Origin of the sequence: Microbacterium sp. RD1 (assembly GCF_052220165.1) — a bacterium.
GTDB lineage: Bacteria > Actinomycetota > Actinomycetes > Actinomycetales > Microbacteriaceae > Microbacterium.
Genome location: NZ_JBQPOL010000002.1, coordinates 111,414 through 134,809, shown reverse-complemented (window position 1 = coordinate 134,809; position 23,396 = coordinate 111,414). Strand labels below are relative to the sequence as shown.

Annotated in this window: 22 protein-coding genes; 15 read left to right on the top strand and 7 right to left on the bottom strand. The window is 69.5% G+C overall.

Annotated features, from left to right (window positions below; genetic code table 11):
- Positions 1-45 precede the first annotated feature (45 nt).
- From ACTU3I_RS09475 to pgi, 3 genes are read left to right on the top strand one after another with little or no spacing between them, the layout of a single operon-like run.
- Positions 46-789: a histidine phosphatase family protein gene (locus ACTU3I_RS09475; protein ID WP_442925439.1), complete on the top strand. Its 744-nt coding sequence runs from the start codon at positions 46-48 to the stop codon at positions 787-789.
- The gene (locus tag ACTU3I_RS09470) at positions 773-1,618 is read left to right on the top strand and encodes an NAD(P)H-hydrate dehydratase (RefSeq protein ID WP_442925438.1); all 846 of its coding nucleotides are present in this window, start codon (positions 773-775) and stop codon (positions 1,616-1,618) included. Before ACTU3I_RS09475 ends, ACTU3I_RS09470 begins: the two co-directional genes overlap by 17 nt.
- 38 nt (positions 1,619-1,656) lie before the next feature.
- On the top strand, positions 1,657-3,336 hold the full coding sequence (gene pgi / locus ACTU3I_RS09465) for a glucose-6-phosphate isomerase (protein WP_442925437.1): 1,680 nt from the start codon (positions 1,657-1,659) through the stop codon (positions 3,334-3,336).
- 16 nt (positions 3,337-3,352) lie between these two features.
- Here the strand turns inward: pgi and ACTU3I_RS09460 are convergent, their stop codons facing one another.
- Genes ACTU3I_RS09460 through ACTU3I_RS09445 form a run of 4 tightly spaced genes read right to left on the bottom strand, consistent with a single transcriptional unit; the run spans position 3,353 to position 6,810 of the window.
- Entirely contained in the window at positions 3,353-4,471 is a 1,119-nt protein-coding gene (locus ACTU3I_RS09460) for a zinc-dependent alcohol dehydrogenase (RefSeq protein ID WP_442925436.1), read from the bottom strand.
- Positions 4,468-5,034, bottom strand: coding sequence for a VOC family protein (locus tag ACTU3I_RS09455; RefSeq protein WP_442925435.1), 567 nt, complete (start codon positions 5,032-5,034; stop codon positions 4,468-4,470). Before ACTU3I_RS09455 ends, ACTU3I_RS09460 begins: the two co-directional genes overlap by 4 nt.
- The gene (locus ACTU3I_RS09450; RefSeq protein WP_442925434.1) at positions 5,031-5,906 is read right to left on the bottom strand and encodes an NAD(P)-dependent oxidoreductase; all 876 of its coding nucleotides are present in this window, start codon (positions 5,904-5,906) and stop codon (positions 5,031-5,033) included. Before ACTU3I_RS09450 ends, ACTU3I_RS09455 begins: the two co-directional genes overlap by 4 nt.
- Positions 5,907-5,949: 43 nt before the next feature.
- Positions 5,950-6,810, bottom strand: a complete 861-nt coding sequence (locus tag ACTU3I_RS09445; RefSeq protein WP_442925433.1) for an enoyl-CoA hydratase/isomerase family protein — start codon at positions 6,808-6,810, stop codon at positions 5,950-5,952.
- Positions 6,811-7,031: 221 nt separating this feature from the next.
- Between ACTU3I_RS09445 and ACTU3I_RS09440 the strand changes: the two genes are divergently transcribed.
- The 10 genes from ACTU3I_RS09440 (at position 7,032) to ACTU3I_RS09395 (ending at position 17,789) form a co-directional block, all read left to right on the top strand.
- Positions 7,032-8,279, top strand: a complete 1,248-nt coding sequence (locus ACTU3I_RS09440; protein WP_442925432.1) for an amino acid ABC transporter substrate-binding protein — start codon at positions 7,032-7,034, stop codon at positions 8,277-8,279.
- Positions 8,280-8,290: 11 nt separating this feature from the next.
- Positions 8,291-9,034 carry an ABC transporter ATP-binding protein gene (locus ACTU3I_RS09435; RefSeq protein WP_442925431.1) on the top strand — a complete coding sequence of 248 codons (744 nt, stop codon included), beginning with the start codon at positions 8,291-8,293 and terminating at the stop codon, positions 9,032-9,034.
- Entirely contained in the window at positions 9,031-9,750 is a 720-nt protein-coding gene (locus ACTU3I_RS09430; RefSeq protein WP_442925430.1) for an ABC transporter ATP-binding protein, read from the top strand. Before ACTU3I_RS09435 ends, ACTU3I_RS09430 begins: the two co-directional genes overlap by 4 nt.
- A gap of 13 nt (positions 9,751-9,763) precedes the next feature.
- A complete protein-coding gene (locus ACTU3I_RS09425; RefSeq protein WP_442925429.1) occupies positions 9,764-10,633 on the top strand; it encodes a branched-chain amino acid ABC transporter permease in 870 nt (289 codons plus the stop codon).
- 1 nt (position 10,634) lies between these two features.
- Positions 10,635-11,690 carry a branched-chain amino acid ABC transporter permease gene (locus ACTU3I_RS09420; protein ID WP_442925428.1) on the top strand — a complete coding sequence of 352 codons (1,056 nt, stop codon included), beginning with the start codon at positions 10,635-10,637 and terminating at the stop codon, positions 11,688-11,690.
- A gap of 59 nt (positions 11,691-11,749) precedes the next feature.
- On the top strand, positions 11,750-12,481 hold the full coding sequence (locus ACTU3I_RS09415) for a helix-turn-helix domain-containing protein (RefSeq protein ID WP_442925427.1): 732 nt from the start codon (positions 11,750-11,752) through the stop codon (positions 12,479-12,481).
- Between the two features lie 109 nt (positions 12,482-12,590).
- The gene (locus tag ACTU3I_RS09410; protein WP_442925426.1) at positions 12,591-14,780 is read left to right on the top strand and encodes an alpha-ketoacid dehydrogenase subunit alpha/beta; all 2,190 of its coding nucleotides are present in this window, start codon (positions 12,591-12,593) and stop codon (positions 14,778-14,780) included.
- Positions 14,780-16,021: a dihydrolipoamide acetyltransferase family protein gene (locus tag ACTU3I_RS09405; protein ID WP_442925425.1), complete on the top strand. Its 1,242-nt coding sequence runs from the start codon at positions 14,780-14,782 to the stop codon at positions 16,019-16,021. The genes ACTU3I_RS09410 and ACTU3I_RS09405 overlap by 1 nt, the downstream gene beginning before the upstream one ends.
- Before the next feature lie 21 nt (positions 16,022-16,042).
- Positions 16,043-16,753: an NUDIX hydrolase gene (locus ACTU3I_RS09400; RefSeq protein WP_442925424.1), complete on the top strand. Its 711-nt coding sequence runs from the start codon at positions 16,043-16,045 to the stop codon at positions 16,751-16,753.
- Positions 16,754-16,925: 172 nt separating this feature from the next.
- A complete protein-coding gene (locus ACTU3I_RS09395; RefSeq protein WP_442925423.1) occupies positions 16,926-17,789 on the top strand; it encodes a phospholipase in 864 nt (287 codons plus the stop codon).
- A 21-nt stretch (positions 17,790-17,810) separates the two neighbouring features.
- Here the strand turns inward: ACTU3I_RS09395 and ACTU3I_RS09390 are convergent, their stop codons facing one another.
- Both ACTU3I_RS09390 and ACTU3I_RS09385 read right to left on the bottom strand, forming a co-directional pair.
- Positions 17,811-18,758: an aldo/keto reductase gene (locus ACTU3I_RS09390; RefSeq protein WP_442925422.1), complete on the bottom strand. Its 948-nt coding sequence runs from the start codon at positions 18,756-18,758 to the stop codon at positions 17,811-17,813.
- A gap of 71 nt (positions 18,759-18,829) precedes the next feature.
- On the bottom strand, positions 18,830-19,225 hold the full coding sequence (locus tag ACTU3I_RS09385; protein ID WP_442925421.1) for a TIGR03618 family F420-dependent PPOX class oxidoreductase: 396 nt from the start codon (positions 19,223-19,225) through the stop codon (positions 18,830-18,832).
- Positions 19,226-19,477: 252 nt separating this feature from the next.
- On the opposite strand from ACTU3I_RS09385, the gene ACTU3I_RS09380 reads away from it, so the two are divergent.
- Together ACTU3I_RS09380 and ACTU3I_RS09375 are read left to right on the top strand one after the other, a co-directional pair.
- Positions 19,478-20,053 carry a PadR family transcriptional regulator gene (locus tag ACTU3I_RS09380; RefSeq protein ID WP_442925420.1) on the top strand — a complete coding sequence of 192 codons (576 nt, stop codon included), beginning with the start codon at positions 19,478-19,480 and terminating at the stop codon, positions 20,051-20,053.
- 56 nt (positions 20,054-20,109) lie between these two features.
- The gene (locus ACTU3I_RS09375) at positions 20,110-21,819 is read left to right on the top strand and encodes an ABC1 kinase family protein (RefSeq protein ID WP_442926389.1); all 1,710 of its coding nucleotides are present in this window, start codon (positions 20,110-20,112) and stop codon (positions 21,817-21,819) included.
- A 45-nt stretch (positions 21,820-21,864) separates the two neighbouring features.
- On the opposite strand, the gene ACTU3I_RS09370 is transcribed toward ACTU3I_RS09375, so the two are convergent.
- On the bottom strand, positions 21,865-23,370 hold the full coding sequence (locus tag ACTU3I_RS09370; protein WP_442925419.1) for an MFS transporter: 1,506 nt from the start codon (positions 23,368-23,370) through the stop codon (positions 21,865-21,867).
- Positions 23,371-23,396: the final 26 nt, after the last annotated feature.

Genomic DNA, 23,396 nt, shown 5'->3' with positions numbered 1-23,396 from the left:
CGCAAGCCCCGGATCCCACCCGTACCGGAAATCTAGGCTGGGCGCATGTCCATCGAGACTCTGTGGCTCGTTCGCCACGGCGAGAGCATCGGCAACGTCGCGGCCACCCGTGCTGAGCGGGAGGGCCTCGAACGCGTCCCGATCGACATCCGCGACGCCGACGTGCCGCTGTCTCCGGTCGGAGAGGATCAGGCCGGCGCCTTCGGCGAATGGCTGGCCGCTCAGCGCGAGGCGATCGGCACGTACTGGGTCTCTCCTTATCTCCGTGCCCAGCAGACGCTGACGATCGGGCTCGCCGGATTCGAGGCTTCGGTCACCGCCGACGAGCGCCTTCGCGACCGCGAGCTCGGGGTGCTCGATCTGCTGACGTGGCGAGGCGTCGAGCGGCGCCATCCCGAGGAGGCGGCGCGGCGCCGGCACCTCGGCAAGTACTATCACCGCCCCCCGGGCGGGGAGTCGTGGGCCGACGTGGCGCTGCGGCTGCGATCGTTCCTGGGCGACCTCCTGGCCCGGCCAGAGTCGACCGCTCTCATCGTCGCCCACGACGCCGTCGTGACGCTGATCGTCGGACTTCTCACCGGGATGCCCGAGGAGGAGCTCCTCACCTTCGCGGCGGCCCACCCCGTGCTCAACGCTTCCATCACGCGCGTGGATCGCGCCGACTCGGGCTGGGCGGTGGCGTCGTTCTCCGACGTGGCGCACCTGCGGGTGGGAGGCGCCGACGTCACGGTGCACGAGGGCAGCCCCGACGTGCAGCATCCGGGAGGATCCGATGTCCGAGCCCACTGAGGTCACGCCCGACGTCTTGCGGCGGTGGGGGCTTCCCGCGCCGGGCGGAGACAAGAAGTCGCGCGGCGACGTCGCCGTCGTGGGCGGCTCGCAGCGTACGCCCGGGGGCGTGATCCTCGCGTCCGAGGCGGCACTGCGCGTCGGAGCCGGCCGGGTCGGCGTGCTCGCGCCCGGGTCGGTGAGCGTGCAACTCGGGGCGGTCCTGCCGGAGGCGGCGATCCTCACTCTCCCCGACGACGCCTCCGACCCTCTCGAGGGAGCTGCCCGCACGAAGGTCGAGGGGGCGGATGCCGTGCTGGTCGGTCCGGGTTTCGATGATGCCGACGAGACGCTGGAGACGCTGCTCGCGGTCGCCGACACGGGGCCGCGGTGCGTCGTCCTCGACGCCTACGCGCTCGGCGTTCTGCCGCGGCTGGATCGCGACCGCCTTCCCGAGGCGCTCGTCCTCACGCCGAACCGCGAGGAGTTGGCGCTCCTGGCCGATCGCGGGCCCGACATCGATGACCTGGCCGCCGTCGTCCGCGAGGTGGCGGCGCGATACCGCGCCGTGGTGACGTGTTACGACGTCGTCGCCGCGCCGAGCGGCGAGGTGTGGCACGTCGGCGGAGGCGGCCCGGGCCTCGCCACCTCCGGCAGCGGCGACGTCCTCTCCGGGGCCGTCACCGGCTTCGTGGCTCGCGGGGTGAAGCTCTCGCACGCCGCCGCGTGGGGCACCTGGGTGCACGCGCGGGCGGGGGAGCGCCTCACCGACCGCCTCGGTCTCGGATTCCTCGCGCGCGAACTGGCGCGTGAGCTCCCCCTCGCCGTCCGCGAGATCGAGAGGCCGTAAGGGACCCTGGAGCGCGCCGATCTCGCTAGCGTGGGGGTGTGCGCGCACCTGTCGATCCCACGTCCACGTCCGCCTGGGCCGAGCTGACCCGCATCCGCGAGGGGTTCACCCCGGATCTGCGGGGCTGGTTCGGTGATGATCCCGATCGCGTGACGAAGCTCACGCATCCGCTCGCCGACCTGCACGTCGATCTGTCGAAGAACCTCGTCACCGACGAGATCCTCGCCGCACTCTTGCAGCTGGCGGAGGAGACCGGTGTCGCCGAGCGGTTCGCGGACATGCTGCGCGGAGCCCATCTGAACACGAGCGAGGACCGTGCGGTGCTCCACACCGCCCTGCGCCGGCCGGCGGGTCTGCGACCGCCGCTCGACGTGGACGGGCAGCAGGTCGACAGCGACGTGCACGAGGTGCTGGATGCGATGTCGGCCTTCGCCGAGCGCGTGCGCTCGGGGGAGTGGCGCGGGGTGACGGGGAAGAAGGTCACCCACGTCGTCAACATCGGCATCGGTGGCTCCGACCTCGGCCCCGTCATGGTCTTCGAGGCGCTCAAGCCGTACGCGGACGCGGGGATCGAGGCGCGCTTCATCTCCAACATCGACCCCACGGATGCCGCGCAGAAGACCGCGGGGCTCGATCCCGAGACCACCCTCGTCATCGTCGCCTCGAAGACCTTCACGACCCTCGAGACCCTCACCAACGCGCGCCTGGTCCGGGACTGGCTGTGGGCCGGACTCGCGCAGTCGGGAGCCATCGACGGCAGCGAGGCCTCCCGCGCCGACGCGGTCGCCCACCACTTCGTGGCCGTGTCCACCGCGCTCGACAAGGTCGCCGCCTTCGGCATCGACCCGCACAACGCCTTCGGATTCTGGGACTGGGTCGGCGGGCGCTACTCGGTCGACTCCGCGATCGGTCTCTCGCTGGCCGTCGCGCTCGGACCCGACGCGTTCCGGCAGCTCCTGGCCGGTTTCGCCGCAGTCGACGAGCACGTCGCCACCACGCCGCTGGAGCGGAACGTCCCCGTACTGATGGGGCTCCTCAACGTCTGGTACACCAACTTCCTCGGGGCACAGTCCCACGCGGTGCTTCCGTACGCGCAGTTGCTCCACCGCTTTCCGGCGTACCTGCAGCAGCTGACGATGGAATCCAACGGCAAGTCCGTCCGCTGGGACGGTACGCCCGTGACCACCGACACGGGCGAGGTGTTCTGGGGCGAGCCGGGAACGAACGGTCAGCACGCCTTCTACCAGCTCATCCACCAGGGGACGCGCCTCATCCCCGCCGACTTCCTCGCGTTCGCCAACCCGGCGTACCCGTTGCAGGACGACGGCCGCGACGTGCACGGACTCTTCCTGGCGAACTTCCTCGCCCAGACGAAGGCGCTCGCATTCGGCAAGACGGCCGAGGAGGTCGAGGCCGAGGGCACGACCGGCGCCCTGGTCGCGGCCCGCACCTTCCCCGGCAACCGCCCGACGACGTCGATCTTCGGTCCCGCCCTCACCCCGTCGGTCCTCGGCCAGCTCATCGCGCTGTACGAGCACATCGTCTTCACCGAGGGGACGATCTGGGGTATCAACTCGTTCGACCAGTGGGGCGTCGAGCTCGGCAAGCAGCTGGCGCTGCAGATCGCACCGGCCATCGAGGGCGACGCCGACGCGCTCGAGGCACAGGATCCGTCCACGAAGGCGCTCCTGGCGTACTACCGCTCGCAGCGCCCGTGAGAGGGCGATCCCGGCATCAGCGTCGGGGAGGAGTGTCGTAGAGATCGCGCGGGAGTTCGGCGTGCGGGTCGATCAGGTACTTGATCGCCGCCGCCCGTCTCTCGGCCATCGGTCGCAGCGCGCCCTCGACCAGGTCGGTCAGCGGGAGGACGCGCGGCGCGACCCGTCCCCAGTCACCGGCTCGACGCGCGAGGAGCTCGACGGCTCGGGGGAAATCGCGCTCCCGCACGAGGGCGTTCGTCCCCACGAGCGCGATCTCCCGCAGCGCCAGGCGCGCAGCATCGATCGCGACCGGCTCGGGCGCGAGCCCCACCAGGACGATCACCCCGCCCCGCGGGGCCAGGTCGATCGCGGTGCGAAGGCCGCCGGCAGCGCCGGTCACCTCGAACAGCACGCTCACCTCGCGGGGCAGCCGGTCGCGGATGAGTCCGACGTCGTCGGGCGTGCCTGCCACTCGGATGGTGGCGTCGGCTCCCAGCTCGCGGGCGATGTCGAGCCGATCCTCGTCGAGGTCGGTCACCACGACATGCGCGCCCTCCTGGACGAGCGCGTGGACGAGGAAGGCTCCGATGCCGCCGGCACCCTGCACGAGGACCGATCGGCCTGTGACGGGACCCGCGCGGGAGACGTCGTGAACGGCGATCGCGAGGGGCTGAGCGAGCGCGGCCTCGGCCAGCGTGAGGCCCAGGTCGTCGACGGCCACAGAGTTCTCCGGCCGCGCGAGGACGTACTCCGCCAGCGCGCCGTCGACATGCAGCCCGCTGCCGTAGTAGCTCTCGCAGAGGTTGCTGCGTCCCTCCGTGCACACCCGGCACCGACCACAGGCGACCAGCCCGCAGGAGGCGACGGTACGCTCGAGCCATCCGGGATCGACGCCGTCGCCGAGAGCGATCACCGTCCCGGAGAACTCGTGCCCGGGGATGATCGGCCCGAGGTGTCCGGAGGCGGGATGGCGGACGTGAAGCGGGTGGTTCACCGGCCCGTGGTCGTACTCGCCGGCGTCGCTTCCGCAGACCCCGACGGCACCGACGCGCAGCAGCATCTCGCCCGGGCCGGGCGTGGGGATCGGGCGACGTTCGATACGGACGTCGTGGGGGCCGTGGTAGACCGCAGCCCGCATCGTCGCGGACGTCATGCCGGGTCCGCCCGATCCTGGCCGCCGTCCATCCGCCCGCCCTCGAGCCACTCGGTGTCCTCGGTCGCGCCCGGCTGCGGCCATGCCGAGAAGACGTCGGCATACGGTGCGTTCATGAGCTCGAGGACGGTCCCCCACGGGTCGCGCGCGTAAGCAAGCAGCCACGGGCGGCCGGGAACGAACGCCACCGCATCCGAGACCCGCTCTCCACCCGCGCCCTCGATGCGCTGGAGGGCCTCCTCGACGTCGGGCACGGTGAAGCACACGTGCCACGGTCCGCGCTCTTCCCAGCCCAGCCCCTCGTGACGCTCGCGGGTCGGCGGGTCGACGAACTGGAACAGTTCCAGCCCCACGCCGTCGGGCCCGAGGAGGTGAGCCTGATAGGCGAGGGCGAACCCGGGACCGAGAATGCTCCGGGTCTCCGAGGTCCCGGATGCGGCGGGCCGCAGCACACGCGGACCCATGATGCACCGCAGGCCCAGCACGTCGCTATACCAGCGGACGGCGCCCCGGATGTCGGGGACGGTGACCCCGATGTGATTGACCCCGACCGTACCGCTCATGACGTGGCCCTCTCGCGGCGGACGATCTCCGCGATGGCCGCCCAGTCGAGCTCGGCGATATCCGGCTCGGCGAGGGTGCGCTCGAACATCTCGCGCAGCACCGGTGCCGTGGGGAGCGGGGTTCCCGTCTCGGCGGCGGCCTGCTCAGCCAGACTCAGGTCCTTCAGGCCCAGCTCGACGCTGAATCCGACGGGCTCGTACCGCCGCGCGGCGATCTCACGTCCGTAACCGCCGTAGGCGGGCCCCGGGTAGAGCGTGCTGTTGAGCAACTCCACCAGCAATGCGGGGTCGACCCCACCGCGCTCGGCGATCGCGACGCTCTCGCTGAGCGCCTGAAGCGTGTGGATGAGGTTGTAGTTCACACAGATCTTGACCAGGTTCGCCAGCCTCGGCCGGTCGCCGAGATACCACGTCCGCGAGCACAGTTCGGCGAGGAGGGGCTCGACGCGGTCGGCGGCGGCACGCTTCCCGGCGAGCAGGATGTTGAGCTGGCCGGCCGCCGCGACGGGGGGCCGTCCGATGACCGGTGCGGCGACATAGTCCACGCCGGCCGCGGCGTGACGTGCCGTGGCTGAGTCGGCGGCGGCGAGACTCAGCGACTCGAAACCGACGTGGACGCTTCCCGCCGGCATGAGCCGGAGATTCTCCTCGGAGAAGACAGCCTCGGCGGCGGCATCGTTGGAGAGCATCGAGAACACCACGGCACTCCCCAATGCCTCCTCCAGGAGAACCCGCCTCCCGCCGAGGGCGACGAGCTCCGCTCCGACCCTCGGCGTGCGATTCCACACCGCGACGTCGTGGCCGGCCTCGACGAGGCGGCGACACATCGCCAGCCCCATCGTGCCCAAGCCGATGAATCCGATGTCCCTCACGGCGTTCCTTCCTGACGACGGCAGAGCGCGGATCGCGCGGCCATCAGTCGATCGGCGTGCGCTTGCCCTCGCGCCAGTAGTTCGTCGTCGTGGCGATGTGGTCGCGTCCGTGCGAAGGGGCGCCCTTGGCCACGTGTGCGAACATCTGCATCGCGAAGCCACCGTCGAGGTCGTCGACGATGCGGCGCTTCCAGGGCCGCCGGACGATCTGCGTGGTCATACGACGCATCGTACGAGGCTGGTGCATGATGTGGTCCGCGATCGCGTAGGCCCGCTCGAGAAGCTCCGCGCGCGGGAGCGTCTCGTTGACCATGCCGTACTCCAGCGCGGTCGCCGCATCGATCGCCTCGCCGGTGAGCAGCGCATAGGCCGCGCGCTTCGTCCCGAGCAGTTCCTGGAACGCGCTGTGGATGCCGTCGCCCGGAGCCGAGCCGATCGCGTAGTGGAGGTCGAAGATCGTGGCCTCCTCGGCCATGAGGGTGAGATCGCACATCAGCACGATCTCGGAGTGGAATCCGGGGCCGTTCATGATGCCGATCGTGGGGATCTCGAGGTCGTTGACCATCGAGCTGACGTTGATGCGCCCGTCTTTGTATGCGTACTCGTAGGCCCAATGGGCGACGTCGGAGCTCTCCAGCTCGAAGCCGTCGGGGTCGGAGTCGACCATGAAGTCATCACCGGTCCCCGAGTAGATCAGAAGCTCGTTCTTCGGGTCGGCCCCGATGACCTTGAGCAGCTGTCCGAGCGAGCGGTGGTTCTGCACGCTCAGTTGTACCGGACCTCCTCGGGTGTGGGCCTGCACGAGGAGCACCCCGTCGTCGCGGCGCTCGAGCGTGTAGAAGTCCTGGAAGAACTCCCTGTACTCCTCGAATTCGGGGGTGGGGAGAAAGTCTTGAAGAGACATCGTCGTCCTCTCGTCTCGGAGATAAGGGCCTGCAGCATTCATGGTGAATTTAATTTAGGCAAGCGCTGATGAGCACTGACAGTAGGAAAAATGCGGGCATGTGTCAACTGAAAGGCGATCCGAGGACAAGAAATAAAGTGTTGATTGACATTCGGGTTTACGTCGTGCCAGCATGACGGTCACGCAGCGATGCGCCCTGACGTTTGACGAAGGAGTCACCGATGAGTTCTGTCACCCCCCTCCCGCGCCGACTGGCGGCCCTTGCCGCCGGCATCGCCGCTGCAGCGCTGGTGCTCGGCGGCTGTGCGGCCAGCCAGAGCGCCGATGCCGGCACCGAGGAATCCGGACCGATCGTCATCGGAGGCACTCTCGGCCTGACCGGCACGTACGCCACCGCCGCCGCGGCGTACCGCGAGACGTACGACTACTGGGTCGAGCAGGTCAACGACAGCGGCGGTCTCCTGGGGCGGGAGGTCGAGCTGAAGATCTACGACGACGAGAGCAACCCGCAGACCGCGCAGACGCTGTACCAGCAGCTGATCAACGAAGACGACGTCGATCTGCTTCTCGCGCCGTACGCGACGGCGGTCGGAGGGGCTGTCGTGCCGCTCGCCGAGCGGGCCGGCAAGCTGCTGTTCAACGGCGGCTTCTTCAGCAAGGAGCTGCACAGCAAGTACCCCGACACGATGGTGACGGGCTGGCCGTACCAGGACACCGAGGCGACGTATCCGCTGTTCGATTATCTCGAGTCGTTGCCCGAAGCCGAGCGCCCCAGCACCGTCGCCATCGCGACCGCGCAGAACCCCGCGTTCCTGGCCGCGCGCGACGGCTACGACGGCGAGGGTGGCGCACTCGCCCGTGCCGAGGAACTCGGCATGGAGGTCGTCGTGGACGAGGAATACGACCAGAGCGCGACTGATTTCTCCGCGCTGATCCAGCGCGTGTCGCAATCCGGTGCCGAGGTGTTCCTCGGGCTGAGCGCGCCCAACGACGCGGGTCTGATCGCGACGGCCGTCTCGCAGTCGGGCTACGACCCCGATTTCTACTGCTCGTGCGGATCCCAGGTGACGACGCTCCCGAACTGGCCGGCGCTGGGTGACGCCGCTGTCAACGTCTTCGCGAACAGCGCCGCCTCGACCGCGCAGGACACTCCAGGTCTCGCAGAGCTGGCAGCCCATCTGGACGAGAGCCTCGGGATGACGACCCTGCCCTCGTACGCCGCCGTGGGCTACACCGCGCTGCAGGTGCTCCAGCAGGCGGTCGAGAAGGCCGGGTCGCTCGATGACGACACGGTGCGCGCCGCCGTCGCCGAGGGGACATTCGATACCGTCGTCGGCGAGGTCACGTACAACGACGACGGCACGATCGCCTTCAACGGCCTGCTCCTGCAGTTCCAATCCGCCGGCAACCAGGTCATCTGGCCTGCCGACCAAGCCACGGCCGACGCGGTCGTGCCGCTTCGAGGATGACCGTGGCGCACGTGAGCGACATCGCCATCCGGGCCGAGGAGCTGACGAAGTCGTTTCGGGGCGTCCATGCCGTCGCCGGAGTCGACCTCGAGGTGCCCGCAGGTTCCCTCGTCGGCCTCATCGGTCCGAACGGGTCCGGCAAGACCACGACGTTGAATCTTCTCGGCGGCGCCATCCGCCCCGACAGCGGGAGCATCGCCGTGCGCGGAGACAGAGTGAGCGGCCGGTCCAGCGCCGCGTTCGTGAAGGCCGGGATCTCGCGCACCTTTCAGAACCCGCGGGTCTTCTCCACCCTCACGGCGCTGGAGAACCTCCTCGTCCCGGTGCTCCACTCCCGCGGGGGCCGTGCGACGCTCCGGGCGAAGGCGGAGGCGTTGCTGGAGTTCGTCGGCCTCGCCGCCCACCGCGACACGGCGGCGAGCGAGCTGTCCGGCGGTCAGCAGAAGCTGCTGGAGTTCGTCCGGGCGCTCATGACCGACCCGCGCATCGTGCTCATGGACGAGCCGTTCGCAGGCGTGCACCCGAGCGTGAAAGTGCTGATGCGCGAACGCATCGCCGAGCGCAACGAGTCCGGTACCGCCTTCATCATCGTGAGCCACGAGATCCCCGACCTCACACGGCTGTGCTCCACGGTCGTGTGCATGGCGGCGGGCAAAGTGATTGCCGCCGGCACCCCCGACGCGGTGATCGGTCATCCGGAGGTCGTGGAGGCGTATCTCGGACACGGCCCCGCTTCGAGAGGAGAACGCGGATGACCACGCTCACGATGGCGAACGTCACGGCCGGCTACCACGCGCACGACATCGTGCTCGACGACGTGAGCCTGACCGTGGAGCCGGGGCGCGTGAGTGTCGTCCTGGGCCCGAACGGCTCCGGCAAGTCCACCACGCTCCGGGTGCTCACCGGTTTCGTCACGCCGCGCTCGGGTGCCGTGCTCCTGGACGGCGACGACATCACCGGGCTCGACCCCGCTGAGCGCCTGTCGCGGGGGATCGCGCTCCTCCCGCAAGGTCGATCGGTCTTCCCGCAGTTGTCGGTGCAGGACAACCTGCGCCTCGGCGCATGGCAGATCCGGCACGACGGTGACCGGCTGAACACCGCGGTCGAGGCCATGTTCGAGCGTTACCCCTCGCTCGTGCCGCTGCGCGCCCGCATGGCCGGGAGTCTCAGCGGCGGGCAGGCGCGACTGGTCGAGTTCGCGCGCACGCTCATCACCGAGCCGGCCGTGCTCCTCATCGACGAGCCGTCCGTCGGGCTCTCTCCCGCGCTCGTCGACGAGGTCTACGACGAGATCGCGCGACTCAAGGAGGAGGGACGAACCATCCTTCTCGTCGACCAGAACGTGCAGGCCGCGGTCGGCCTCGCCGACGAGGTCTTCACCCTCGCCTACGGGCGCAACCATCTGTCCGGCTCCCGCGACGAGTTCGCGGGCCAGCTGGACCAGCTGATCAAGACCTGGCTCAGCCTGTGAACCGGAGACCGCTGTGAACCTTCTCCAGACCCTCGTCAACGGCCTCCTGCTGGGAGGCATCTACGGCGGCTTCGCGATCGGGTTGAGTCTGCTGCTCGGAGTCCTCCGCATCGTGAACCTCGCCCACAGCGCGATCCTCGTGCTGGGCGCGCTCGTGTACTGGCAGCTGGTCGCCGGTGCGGGCATGGATCCGCTCCTGATGATCCTGCCGGTCGTGATCGGCGGATATCTCCTCGGCCTCGGCGTGTATCGCACCGTGGGCGTGCGGTTGCGCGGCCAGGACGACTCCACCGTGATGCTCGCCTTCTTCGGCCTCATGGTGCTCATCGAGAGCATTGCGATCGTCACGTGGACCACCGACAGCAAGTCCGTGCCCCTGGGGTACCTCAGCGGCGTCGTGCACCTGGGTCCGATCTTCGTGCCCGTCGCACGTCTCGTCGCCGCGGCTCTGGCCGTCGCGCTCCTGGTCGCCGTGCATCTTCTCCTCACCCGGACCATGACCGGTTCCGCGGTGAGGGGCCTCGCTCAGAGTCCGGATGTCGCGCGACTCGTCGGCATCGACGTGCCCAAGCTCTCCCGGCACGTGTTCGCGGCAGGGGTCGCGCTGGCCGCGTTCGGTGGCATCATCCTGGCCCTCACGTCGACGTTCACGCCGCAGGAGCACGTCCGCTGGCTCGCCTGGTCGTTCCTCGTCGTGATCGTCGGCGGCCTCGGTTCCGCCATGCGCACGCTCGTGGCCGGTCTCGCGGTCGGCGTCATCGAGGCGTTCCTGGGGACGTTCCTCGCTTTCCAGTACACCTACGTCGCCCTGTACGTGCTGCTCGCAGTGGTCATGCTGCTGCGCAGCGAGGGACTGGGCGGCGCCCGAGAGAGAGCGGTCTGACATGGGCGACACCACACCCCCACCCGCCCCGGCTGACACCGACATCGCCCTGGCACCCTCGCGCGCCAGCGCGCCGGCTTCTCGTCGGACCACCTGGATCGAGCCGGCGACGGCCATCGGCGTCCTCGCGGTGATCGGCGTCCTGGGCGCGGTGCTGAACCTCGGCGGGGTCACCACCCTCACCACCGCGGTCTTCTACATCGCGATTGCCCAGGGGTGGAACCTCCTGGGCGGATTCGGCGGATACCTCAACTTCGGCATGGCCCTGTTCGTCGGTGCCGGCGCATACACCGCGGCGTCGCTGAATGCAGGGTCGGGATGGTCGCTGTGGGCGACGCTCATACCTGCCGCCCTCGTGGCGGTGGCCTGCTCGGTGGTCATCGGCGTGGCGACCCTGCGTCTGCGCAGCCACTACTTCGCGATCTTCACCCTCGTCGTGACATTCCTCGCAATCAGCGTGGCGAAGAACATCCCCGAGCTGGGTGGGGCGAACGGACTGTTCCTCACCATGGCGGGGGAGTGGACCCCGGGTCAACTGGCGGTGTTCTTCTTCTACCTGCTGTTCGCGCTCGCCTGCCTCGCCACGCTCATCTCCTGGCTCGTGCACCGATCGAACTTCGGATATGCGTTGCGCGCCATCAAGGAGGATGAGCTGGCCGCGAGGGCGCTGGGGGTGCGCACGACGCCGGTCAAACTCGAGGCTCTCGTGATCGGTGCCGCGATCGCCGGGATCGCCGGGGCGATCTTCGCCTTCCAGACGTCGTACATCGAACCCGCGGGCGCGTTCGACTTCGGTCTGTCGCTGGACATCGTCCTCGTGTGCGTCATCGGAGGCCTCGGCACGTGGGCAGGTCCGCTGGTCGGCGCGGTCGTCGTCGTCGTGCTCGAACAGGTGCTGCGACTGTTCATCGCCGACGTCTCGTTCTTCGGCTGGGAACCTCCGGCGGAGATCAACCGGCTCTTGCTGGGGATCGTGCTGCTCGCGTGCGCGCTGTTCCTGCGACGGGGCCTGCTCGGCACTCTCACGTCACGCAGAGGAAGGACGGTGGCAGTATGAACGGGCCGATTCGAGCGGCTGATAGAGTGGCGCCTTCATCGAGATTCCGGGGAGTCGGCGTGTCTTCACCTTCGTCCGGAAAGGCCAGCGGCCTGGATGAATGGCAGCATGTGGGCGCCCGCATCCGGGAGGCCCGCCGCCAGCTCGGGATGAGCGCCCGCGAGCTTGCACAGCGCGTCGGCGTGACTCCGCAGCACGTGTCGCAGGTGGAGCGAGGTCTCGGCTCCTTCAGCGCGGCGGTGCTGTATTCGGTGGCCAGCGCGCTCGACATCTCGCTGGACAGCCTCTTCGACGATGCGGCCGCCGAGACGTCCTCCGCGGCCTCCCGCGCCCGTGCGGCGGATGCCACGGCCGGGCGGACGACATTCGAGGGCGGCATCGTTCTGCGGCGCGCTGACCGGCCCAGCCTCAAGCTCCGCAGCGGCCCGCGCTGGGAGCGCCTCACCGCGGCACCTGAGCAGTTCGCGGAGTTCCTGGAGGTGGTCTATCCGCCGTCGACGGAGGAGGCCACCGACAGCGGGCTGACGCGTCACGAGGGCCGTGAATACGGCGTCATCCTCTCCGGTGCGCTGCACGTGGAGGTGGGGTTCGACTCCACGATTCTGAAAGCGGGCGACTCCATCGCCTTCAGCTCGTCGATCCCGCACCGCTTTCGCAATGCCTCCGACGGTGAGACTCGGGCCATCTGGTTCGTGAACGAGGCGGCGGGGCTCGCCTCTCCCGAGACCTTCCACGGCGCTGCGTCCTCTGACGATCCCTCTGTGCGCCGCTACGAGGCGCACGCCGACTGACCCACCTCTGCGCCCTTCTGGACGGGCGCATCGCGATCCGTCGCGCCGCCCCAGCGGGTGGCCGAGGCGACGGCGCGGCTTTCCGCACCCACCTTCCCGGGAGAACCCCATGCCTGAACGACGACCGCTGCGCACCGATGTCGACTGGATCGAGTTGACCACCACGCCTGCAGACTGGAACGCCGCCGACCCCGCCCTGTTGGAGACGATGCTCGTCCAGATCCAGCTCATCCGGACGTTCGAGGAGGCCGTGCTCGACCTCGCCGGGGAGAGTCTCGTGCACGGACCGGCCCACTCCAGCATCGGACAGGAAGGCGGAGCGGTCGGCTCGATCGTGGGGTTGCGCTCGACCGATGGTGTGAACGGGTCGCACCGGGGCCACCATCAGTTTCTCGCCAAGGTGCTCACCCACGTCAGTGGCGGCACCATGTCGGCGCGGGAGCCCTTCGGGGAGGCCGTCGACACCGTGCTCTATCGCACGATGGCCGAGATCCTCGGTCTGTCGGACGGATACGGCAACGGACGTGGCGGTTCCCTGCATCTGCAGCTGCTGGAGGCAGGAGCGCTCGGCACGAACGCGATCGTCGGAGGCGCGGTGCCGTTCGCCGCGGGAAACGCGTGGGCCCAGCGACGCAGCGGCACGGGCGACCTGACGCTGACGTACTTCGGCGACGGCGCCAGCCAGATCGGCTCGGTGCTCGAGTCGATGAACCTGGCCGCGGCATGGAAGCTGCCTCTGGCCTTCTTCATCGAGAACAACATCTACGCCGTGTCGACCCGCGTCGAGGAGGCCACCGCCGACCCACGACTCTCGGTGCGCGGACAGGGTTTCGGCATCCCGGCGTGGCGCGTGGACGGGATGGATCCGCTCGCCGTTCATCTGGCCGTCGAGCGAGCCGCCGAGCGGATGCGCGCGGGGGAGGGGCCCGTTGTCATCGAGGCCGAGGTGTACCGCTTCTTCCATCAGAACGGTCCGTACCCGGGAAGCGCCTTCGGCTACCGCTCGAAGGACGAGGAGCAGCAGTGGCGGGAGCGCGATCCGCTGGAGCGCGTCGCGGCCGAGATGACGCGCCGTGGACTCCTCGACGACGACACCCGCGCGGCGTTGCGACGCCGTGCGGAGAAGGCCGTGGCGAGCGTCGTCGATCGTCTGCTCGAGTCCGACCCCGATGCTTCCGGGAAGCGGCGCGTGCGCCCGGAGCTCTGGCCCGATCCCGACTGGGTGGACTGGGGTCTCCGCGGCGACGCGAGCGAGCTGGACCGACTGGAGGCACGTGAGCCCACGACCGACGACGCACCGCGGTCCCGAATGCGATTCATCGACGCGGTGGCGCGAGTGATGGACCGTCGGATGGCCGAGGACGAACGCATCATCGTGCTCGGCGAAGACGTGCACCGCCTCAACGGCGGCACGAACGGGGCGACCAGAGGTCTGGTGCGAAATCACGGCGAGGATCGCGTGCTCGGCACGCCGATCAGTGAGAACGCCTTCAGCGGCCTCGGCGGAGGGATGGCTCTGGACGGGCGGTACCGGCCGGTGGTCGAGTTCATGTACCCCGATTTCCTCTGGGTCGCCGCAGACCAGATCTTCAACCAGATCGGAAAGGCGCGGCACATGTTCGGCGGCACCAACCCCGTGCCCTACGTGTTGCGCACGAAGGTCGCGATGGGCACGGGGTACGGCAGCCAGCACCTCATCGATCCGGCAGGTATCTTCGCGACGAGCCCGGGGTGGCGGATCGTCGCCCCGTCGACGGCGGCGGACTACGTCGGGCTGATGAATGCCGCGCTCGCGCTGGACGACCCCGTGCTGGTCATCGAGCACGTCGACCTGTACGGCGTCGACGACGAGGTACTCGCCGATCAGTGGGACTACGTGATCCCGCCGGGGAAGGCGGCCATCCGTCGCGAGGGGGCGGAAGTCACGGTCCTCACCTACCTGTCGATGGTGAGTCGCAGCGCCGTCGCGATCGAGTCGACGGGGGTGGACGCGGAGCTCATCGACCTGCGCTGGCTGGACCGCGCCTCCCTCGACTGGGACACCATCGGGGAGAGCATCCGAAAGACCAACGCGGTCGTGATCGTCGAGGAGGGGGCACGGGGAACGTCCTACGGCGGGTGGCTGGCCGACGAGATCCAGCGGAGGTTCTTCGACTGGCTCGACCAGCCGATCGCGCGCGTATCCGGTGGTGAGGCCTCGCCGAGCATCTCCCGCGTTCTCGAACGCGCCGCCATCGCGCGCGAGCCCGAGATCGCGGCAGGACTCGAGCGCGTGCGCGCGGCGGCGAGCGGTCGCTGATGGCCACGGTGGTGCGGATGCCGGTCGCGCTGGCGGGGGTGACGGAGTCGGCCGTCCAGACGTGGCTCGTGCAACCGGGGCAGGCGCTTCACCGTGGTGATCCGCTGGCCGAGATCGAGACCGACAAGGCCGTCGTGGAGTTCGCCGCCGACGCGGACGGTACGCTTGCCCGTCTCCTCATCGAGGAGGGCGTCAGCGTCGACGTGGGAACCCCGATCGCCGTGCTCCTCGGCGAGGGGGAGGACGACTCGCATCTGCAGCGCGCGCTCGCGGAGGCGGGAGTGCGCGAGCCCGCCCGGGGCGGCGCGGAACGAACCGACGCAAAGCCGCTGCCCGCCGAAGTCCCGGCACGCGGCACGTCGCGGGAGCGCATCCCGGCCAGTCCGCTGGTGCGGCGGCTCGCGCGCAGCGAGGGGATCGCCCTCGACGAGGTCGAGGGTACGGGTCCGGCCGGACGCATCACGCGCCGCGATCTGGAGCGCCATGTGAGCGCGCGACCTGGAGAGCCGACCGACGCCTCGCGAACGCCCGTGTCGCCGGCGGCGCCGGTCGCGTCGGTTGAGCGCGGCACCGACATCCCGGTGACGGGCATGCGCCGAGCGATCGCACGGCGCCTCGTCGAGAGCAAGTCGACAGTGCCGCAGTTCTCTCTGACGCGGCACTGTCGTGTCGACGCGCTCCTGGAGCTGCGGCGTCGGGTGAAGGAGTCGAGCACCGCCGGAGTGTCGGTGAACGACTTCGTCGTCAAGGCCGCGGCGCTCGCGCTCGCCGCCGTCCCCGAGGCCAACACCATCAGGCAGGGGGAGACGATGCGCCGTCTCGACAGCGCCGACATCGCGGTGGCGGTGGCGATCGACAGCGGCCTGGTGACCCCTGTGGTGCGCGGAGCCGACAGGCTCTCCCTGCGCGGGATCGCAGGCGTCGTCGCGGATCTCGCCGACCGTGCTCGGGCAGGGCGCCTGCAGCAGCACGAATTGGAGGGTGGCTCCTTCACCATCTCGAACCTAGGGATGTACGGCGTGGATGAGTTCGCCGCGATCGTCAATCCGCCGCACGCCGGCATCCTCGCCGTCGGTGCCGCAACGCCGCGCGCCGTCGTGGTGAACGGACAGGTGTCGCCCGCGACGATGATGACGGTGACGTTGTCGGGCGATCATCGGGTGATAGACGAGGTCGTCGGCGCGCGCTGGCTCGCCGAATTCGTCGCGCTCGTGGAGAGTCCGTTGCGCCTCCTCATATGAGGGGCGCGTTAGCCTCGACGAGTGGTTGCCGATCCTCTTCTCGACGACGCCAGGTCGCAGCTGAGCGCCCTGGCATCCGCTCCCGCGCAGGATCTCGCGCCGGTCGGACTCCCGCACCCGGCAGACCCCCGTCCCGCGGCGGTGCTCATCCTGTTCGGCGTGCTCGACCGGCTCGCCAGCGACCACGATGCGCGGGCGACAGCTGTCTCGCGCGATCTCGACGTCCTGCTGCTGTCGCGGGCGAGCACGCTCCGCTCCCACGCGGGTCAGGTGGCGTTCCCCGGAGGCCGCCAGGATCCGGGCGACGCGGATCCCGTGGCAGCGGCGCTGCGTGAGGCTCGAGAGGAGACCGGCATCGATCCTGCGGGGGTCGAGGTGCTCGGCTCTCTGGCCCCCATACCGCTGGCGTACTCCGAGCATCTCGTGACGCCCGTGATCGCGTGGTGGCAGCATCCGAGCCCGATCCGTGTCGTCGACGAGGCCGAATCAGCCGCGGTCTTCCGCGTGCCGGTGGCCGATCTGCTCGACCCCGCCAAGCGCGGCGTGACGGTGATGCGCCGCGGCGGGCGCGAGTGGCGGGGCCCTGGTTTTCTCATCGAGCATGCCCGCGAGGAGTATCTCGTGTGGGGCTTCACCGCGATGCTGCTGAACGGCCTGTTCGATCGCCTCCGATGGACGGAGCCGTGGGACGACTCGCGGGAGTTACCGCTTCCTCCGCTCCCGGGGGAGTGACGCGCACACCGTTCACCCAGCCGATGCGGAGGATCCGTCCAGACGCGAGGCGCAGACTCGGGCCTTTGTGTCTCACCCGAAGAGGCACAGCGCCGTCGTGCGTCAGCTTCCCGAAGGACTTCCCGAACCACTCATGCGCCTCCGCCTCACCTCTCGTCCCGCCCGTCGAACCTTGTTCACTCTCACCGCGGCCGTCGCCGTCGCCGCAGGAGTACTCGCTCCCGTCGCGCTCGCCGTCGGCGCACCCGCGTCCGGCCCGATGGCCGCTTCCCTCACCGCCGCGTACGTCGGTGCGCCCACCGCGGGTTCGCTCGGGGCGGCTCTCACCTCTGCCGAGAGCGTAGGAATGAGCACCGACCAGGCGGATGCCGCGCTCGAGGAGGCCGAAGGCGCGCTCGATGCGGCCTCGGCGGTGAGGGCCGAGGTGGTCGCCTCCGGTCTCGACCTGGGCGGCGCGGCCGACATCGACACGGCAGACCTGCGCGCCGCGACGGCCCGGCTCGAGGAAGCGCCGACCGTGCCCGTGCTGCTCTTCCCCGAGCTGGGAGCCGATGCGACAGCGCACGCGAAGATCGTCACCGAGCGCGTCGCGACCGTGCGAGAGGCTCTGGCGGCCGCCCGCGCGCAGCGGGCCGCCGAAGAAGCGGCCGCCGAAGCTCAACGCCAGGCCGAGGCCGCCGCAGCGGCCGAGGCGCAGCGTCAGGCGGAGATCCTCGCCGCCGTCAACACCCCCGACGGCGCGAAGGCGTACGCGGCGCAGCTAGCAGCGGAGAGGTACGCCTGGGGAAGCGATCAGTTCTCATGCCTCGCCTCGCTCTGGCAGCGCGAGTCGAGCTGGAACTACCAGGCCCTCAACGCCTCGAGTGGCGCCACGGGCATTCCCCAGGCGCTCCCGGGCAGCAAGATGGCCAGCTTCGGCGGCGACTGGGCGACCAACGCCGCGACGCAGATCGCGTGGGGACTGGACTACATCGATCGTGCGTACGGCAGCCCCTGCGCCGCGTGGGGACACTCGCAGGCCACGAACTGGTACTGACTCAGGCGGAAGCGGACGGGGTCAGCGTGCAGGGCTCCAGGACGACACGTCGTCGAGGCGCGCGATCTCGGCCGCCGTCAGATCGAGGCGCGTGCTCGCGAGGAGATCGGCGACCTGCTCCGGGCGGGAGGCGCTCGCGATCGGCGCGACGACCGTCGGCTGGGCGCGCAGCCACGCCAGCGCCGTCGTCGCGATGGACGCTTGGTGGTCACGGCCGATCTGCTCGAGCGCGTCCAGCACGGCGAGCCCGTGCGCCGTGGCGTACTTGGCCGCTCCACCGGCGCGCGGCGAGTCGCCCGCGGCATCCGTCGACCGGTACTTGCCGGTGAGGAATCCGCTCGCGAGCGCGTAGTACGGCACGAGTGACATGCCGAACTCGTCGGCCACGGGGACGATGTGGTCCTCGACGTCGTTGCGGTGCACCAGGTTGTAGTGCGGCTGGATGGCGACGGGAAGGTCGGCGCCGATGGCCTGCGCGGAAGAGACCCACGAGCGGATGCGGTCAGCGGAGTAGTTCGACACCGCGACGTAGCGCACCAGACCGTCGCGAACGAGCTCGTCGAAGGCGGCGACCGTCTCCTCCAAAGGGGTGTCGGCGTCGTCGAAGTGGGCGTAGTAGAGGTCGATGCTGTCGCGGCCGAGGCGGCGCAGCGACGCCTCCGCGGCGGCTCGGATGTTGCGTGCTGACAGACCCCGGAAATCCGGGTGCGAGCTGACTTTGGTCGCCACGACGGCGTTGTGCGGCTTCCGGTCGGCGAGCCATTCGCCGATGATCGTCTCGCTCTCGCCGCCGGCGTTGCCCGGTACCCCTGCGCTGTACCCGTCGGCGGTGTCGAGGAAGTTGCCGCCGCCGTCGAAGAAAGCGTCGAGGATCGCGAACGACGTGTCGCGGTCGGCCGTCCAACCGAACACGTTGCCGCCGAGGGAGAGCGGGGTCACGTCGAGTTCACTCGAGCCGATGCGGGTCATGGGGGTCCTTTCGAAAGCGGGATGCGCTCCTGAGGAGAACCCGAAACCGGCGAGCGCATTCCCGCGCCGAATCACTCCGCGTAGTTGCGCGCCCAGAAGACGTCCGGCCGTACGAGGAAGACGGCCAGACCCGATCGGATGTCGTAGCGGGTTCCGGTGTAGCGCTCGGCGATCCGATCGACGATCGCCATGGCCGCATCGCCGTCGATGCGCTCGATCACGCGGCCCCGCACGGACGCCATGTCGAGCATGTTGTCGGGGTGGGTGATCGAGAGCGCGACCCTCGGGTCGGCCCGGATGTTCTCGTCCTTGCGCGACCCGGCGAGCGAGAAGAACGCGATGAGGTCGTTCTCGATGCCGACCCACACGGGGACGCTGTGCGGCGCGCCGTCGGGCATGAGCGTCGCCACGTGGGCGACCATGGCCCTCTCGAAGGAGGGGCGGACGTCGGTCCAGTTCTGGGGCATGGCTCCAGGCTAAGGCGCACCGCCGTCGCCGCGACGGATGCTACATCCGCTCTCGGAAGGTCCACGGGGTGATCGCGCGATGATGCACGCCGTTGTGCATCATCGCGGTCCGTCGAGCTTAGGGTCGCCGCCGTCCAGGGGCAACGTCGCCGGAAGCTGGACGTTCACCGCGAACAGCGCTCGCCCTCGCGTGAGCGATATATCGTTATGTATCGCTGAGCCCGAGTGGGCCTGGCACAGGGAGGTATTCTCATGAGCGGATCATTGTTCGGCGACGGGTTCCCCGGACGCGGGCGGGCGACGGGCGACAGCTGGCCGATGCCTCACATCATGGAGGCGATGGAGCAGCTGCGCGGCATGTTCGATCAGAAGGTCGGGGGCAGCACCCGGATGCAGCGCGGGGATGTGCGGGCCGCGGTGCTCGCCCTTCTCCTCGAGCGTCCCATGCACGGTTATCAGATCATCGCCGAGATCGGCGAACGTAGCGGCGGATCGTGGAAGCCCAGCCCGGGCTCGGTATATCCGACGCTGCAGATGCTCACCGACGAGGGGCTCCTGAAGGCGGAGGAGTCGGGTGGGCGCAAGACCTACTCGCTCACCGACGAGGGCCGTTTCGTGGCCGAAGCGGATGCGGAGAAGCCGGCGCCGTGGGAGAACTCGAGCACCCGCGACAGCGGCCGCGCATCGGGCCTCGCGAAGGCCGGCATCGACCTCGCGCAGGCAGCGGCACAGGTCGGACGCACCGGGAGCGCGGAGCAGGTGAAGGAGGCCGTCGACGTCCTCGAAGAGGCACGTCGTAAGCTCTACTCCATCCTCGCCCAGGACTGACGCGGGTGCCCGACGAGCGCCGGCGTCGAGGAGACTCGGTGACCGACGTCTACGCCATGCGCGCCCGCTATCGGCGCATCACGCGCTTCGCGGCGCGCTATCTCGTCCAGGCGTGGTGGTACGAGCTGGTGCTCCCGCGGTTCGGGATGGCGCGCCTGGCGGCACGCAATCGCTCGATGCGGATGCGACGTATCGCTCAGCGTTTCCACGTGCTCGCGGTCGACCTGGGCGGCCTCATGATCAAGGTCGGCCAGTTCATGTCCTCGCGGCTGGACGTGCTGCCGCCCGAGATCACGAAGGAGCTCGAAGGCCTGCAGGACGAGGTGCCCGCCGTCCCGTTCCCCGCGATCCGCGCGCTGGCCGAGGCGGAGCTCGGCGTGCCGCTGGAGCGCGCCTACGCGTTCGTCGACCCGACCCCGCTCGCCGCGGCATCCCTCGGGCAGGCGCACCGCGCGCAGCTGTCGGCGCCGGACGCCGAGCAGGCGGGTCTCACCGATGTCGTGATCAAGATCCAACGGCCGGGCATCGACGAGGTCGTCGACGTCGACCTCCGGGCGCTGCGGAAGGTCGGCGTCTGGCTGAGCCGCGTCAAGGTCGTCCGCGATCGGGTCGAGGTGCCCGCCCTCGTGGAGGAGTTCGCGACCACCAGCTTCGAGGAGATCGACTATCTGCACGAGGCGGCCAACGCCGAACGGTTCGCCGCCGACTTCGCCGATGACGCCCGGGTCGGCGCCCCCGCCGTGGTGTGGGAGCGGACGACGAAGCGGGTGCTGACCCTACAGGACGTCACCGCCATCAAGATCAACGATCTCGACGGCCTCCGTGCCGCCGGCATCGATCCGGCGGAGGTGGCGCAGACCTTCGCGGCGGTGATGTTCGACCAGCTCTTCGAGCATGGCTTCTTCCACGCCGACCCCCACCCGGGGAACGTCTTCGTCACTCCGCTCGAAACGAGCAGCGCGTCCCCCCGAGCGCTGAGTGAGGATCGAAGTGATGAGGCGAGGCGCTGGCGTTTCACGTTCGTCGACTTCGGCATGATGGGCGAGGTTCCCACGAACCTCCGGCGGGGGCTTCGCCGAGTGCTCATCGCTGCGGCATCGCGCGACGGCAAAGGCCTCGTCGAGGGCATCCGCGACGTCGGCGTGCTCCTCCCGAGCGCCGACACCGCCGAGCTCGAACGGGCGATGACGCAGCTGTTCGCCCGCTTCGGCGGGATGGGCTTCGCTGAGCTCCAAGCTGTCGACCCTCGCGAATTCCGTGCGTTCGCGGTGGAGTTCGGCGACGTCGTGCGGTCGTTGCCGTTCCAGCTGCCGGAGAACTTCCTTCTCGTCATCCGGGCGATGTCGCTGACGTCCGGGATGTGCAGTTCCCTCGATCCCGCTTTCAACATCTGGGACGCCGTCGAGCCGTACGCGAATCGGCTCATCCGCGAGGAGAGCGGCAACGTCGTGCAGGCCTTCGCGAGAGAAGCGGTGTCCGTGCTCGGCGTGAGCGCCCGCCTGCCGCGCCGCCTGGATGCCGTGATCACGCGCGTGGAGGAGGGGCGTCTCACCGCGCAGAGTCCGCGGCTCGAGCGCCGCCTGCGCGCGCTCGAGCGATTGGGCAGTCGCATCCTGGCGGCCGTGCTCTTCGCCGGACTCCTCATCGCGGGCGCCGTGGTGCGGCCGGATGACCCGGTGTTCGGCACCGTGCTGATGTCGCTGTCCGGTCTTCCCCTCCTGTACGCCCTGCTTGCGGGTCTCCTTGCTCGTCGCACGGGTGCCTGAGGGTGCAGCGGGTGTCCGGACGGGAGAGGACCGACTGCCCGCCCGTCAGACCGCGATCGCGGCCGGCAGTTCCTCTTCTGCGGAATCCGCCACCGAGCCGCGGGATGGGCGCACCCTCCGTCGGAAGAGCACCGCGGAGATGATCGCGCCTCCGGCGAAGAACGCCGCTCCCCACCAGAAGGCCGTGGTGTAGCCGGCGACGGCTGCGGATGCTGCGGCGCCCGCCCCATCGGCGAGATGGGCGGCGACGTAGTCGGCGGTCGCTGTCGCAGCGATCGTGTTCAGAAGGGCGGTGCCGATCGATCCGCCCACCTGCTGACTGGTGTTCACCATCGCGGAGGCGACACCGGCGAAGTGCCGGTCGACGTTCATGGTGGCGGTCTGCATGGAGGCGGGCATGATGGTGCCCATCGCGAGTCCGAGGACCATCAGCGCCGGGAGCAGGTCGGCCACGTACGTGCTGTCGACCGTCGACCGCGTGAGAAGGAGCATCCCGACCGCGCCGAGGGCCATGCCGATTGGCACCATGAGCTTCGCACCGAGGCGCGGGAACAGCAGGTTCGTCGACAGTTGGGCCGCGAGGACCAGCATGGCGATCATCGGCAGGAAGGACAGTCCGGTCTGGATCGGGCTGAACTGCAGCGTCGCCTGCAGGAAGTAGGTGACGAACAAGAAGATGCCGAACATGCTGGCGCCGGCGATCAGGATCGACAGGTAGCCTGCGGACCGGTTCCGATCGAGCACGATCGAGAGCGGGAGCAGCGGATGAGAGGCGCGCCGCTGCCATACGACGAAGGCGACGAGGAGAACGCCCGCCCCGGCCAGAACAGCCCAGCTGAGCGGCGAGCCCCATCCCTCCGTCTCGGCGTTGGCGAATCCGTAGACGATGCCGAAGAGGCCGCCCGACACGAGGAGCGTGCCCGGCACGTCGAGCTTCGGCCGGGGGCCGTCGCTTTCGACGCGGCGGATGAAGATCAGCGCGCCGACGAAGGCGATCACCGCGAAGACGACGTTGACGTAGAGGTTCCAGCGCCAATCGAGCGCCTCCGTGAGAAAGCCGCCGAGGAGAAGGCCCAACGCCCCGCCGGCACCCGCGATGGCGCCGAAGACGCCGAAGGCCCGTGCCCGTTCCTTCGGGATCGTGAACGTCGTCGTGAGCACCGCCAGGGCGGTCGGTGCGAGCAGGGCTCCGAACACGCCCTGCAGTGCGCGCGCGGCGACCAGCACACCGAAGTCGGGTGCCGCGCCGCCGAGAGCGGAGGCGGCGGCGAACCCGAGGAGGCCGATGAGGAAGGTGCGCTTGCGGCCGATGAGGTCGGAGACGCGTCCGCCCAGGAGCAGCAGGGATCCGAAAGCGAGCGAGTAAGCGGTGACGACCCACTGACGGTCGCCGTCGCTGAAACCCAGGTCTGCCTGCGCGGAAGGAAGTGCGATGTTCACGACGGTGGCGTCGAGGACGACCATGAGCTGCGCGAGGCCCACGACGACCAGGGTGATCCACCGGCGCGGCGAGGGTCCGGGGCCCTCGGAGGGAACGGATGACGAAGACATGGCGACAGAGTAATACGGAACCGAGA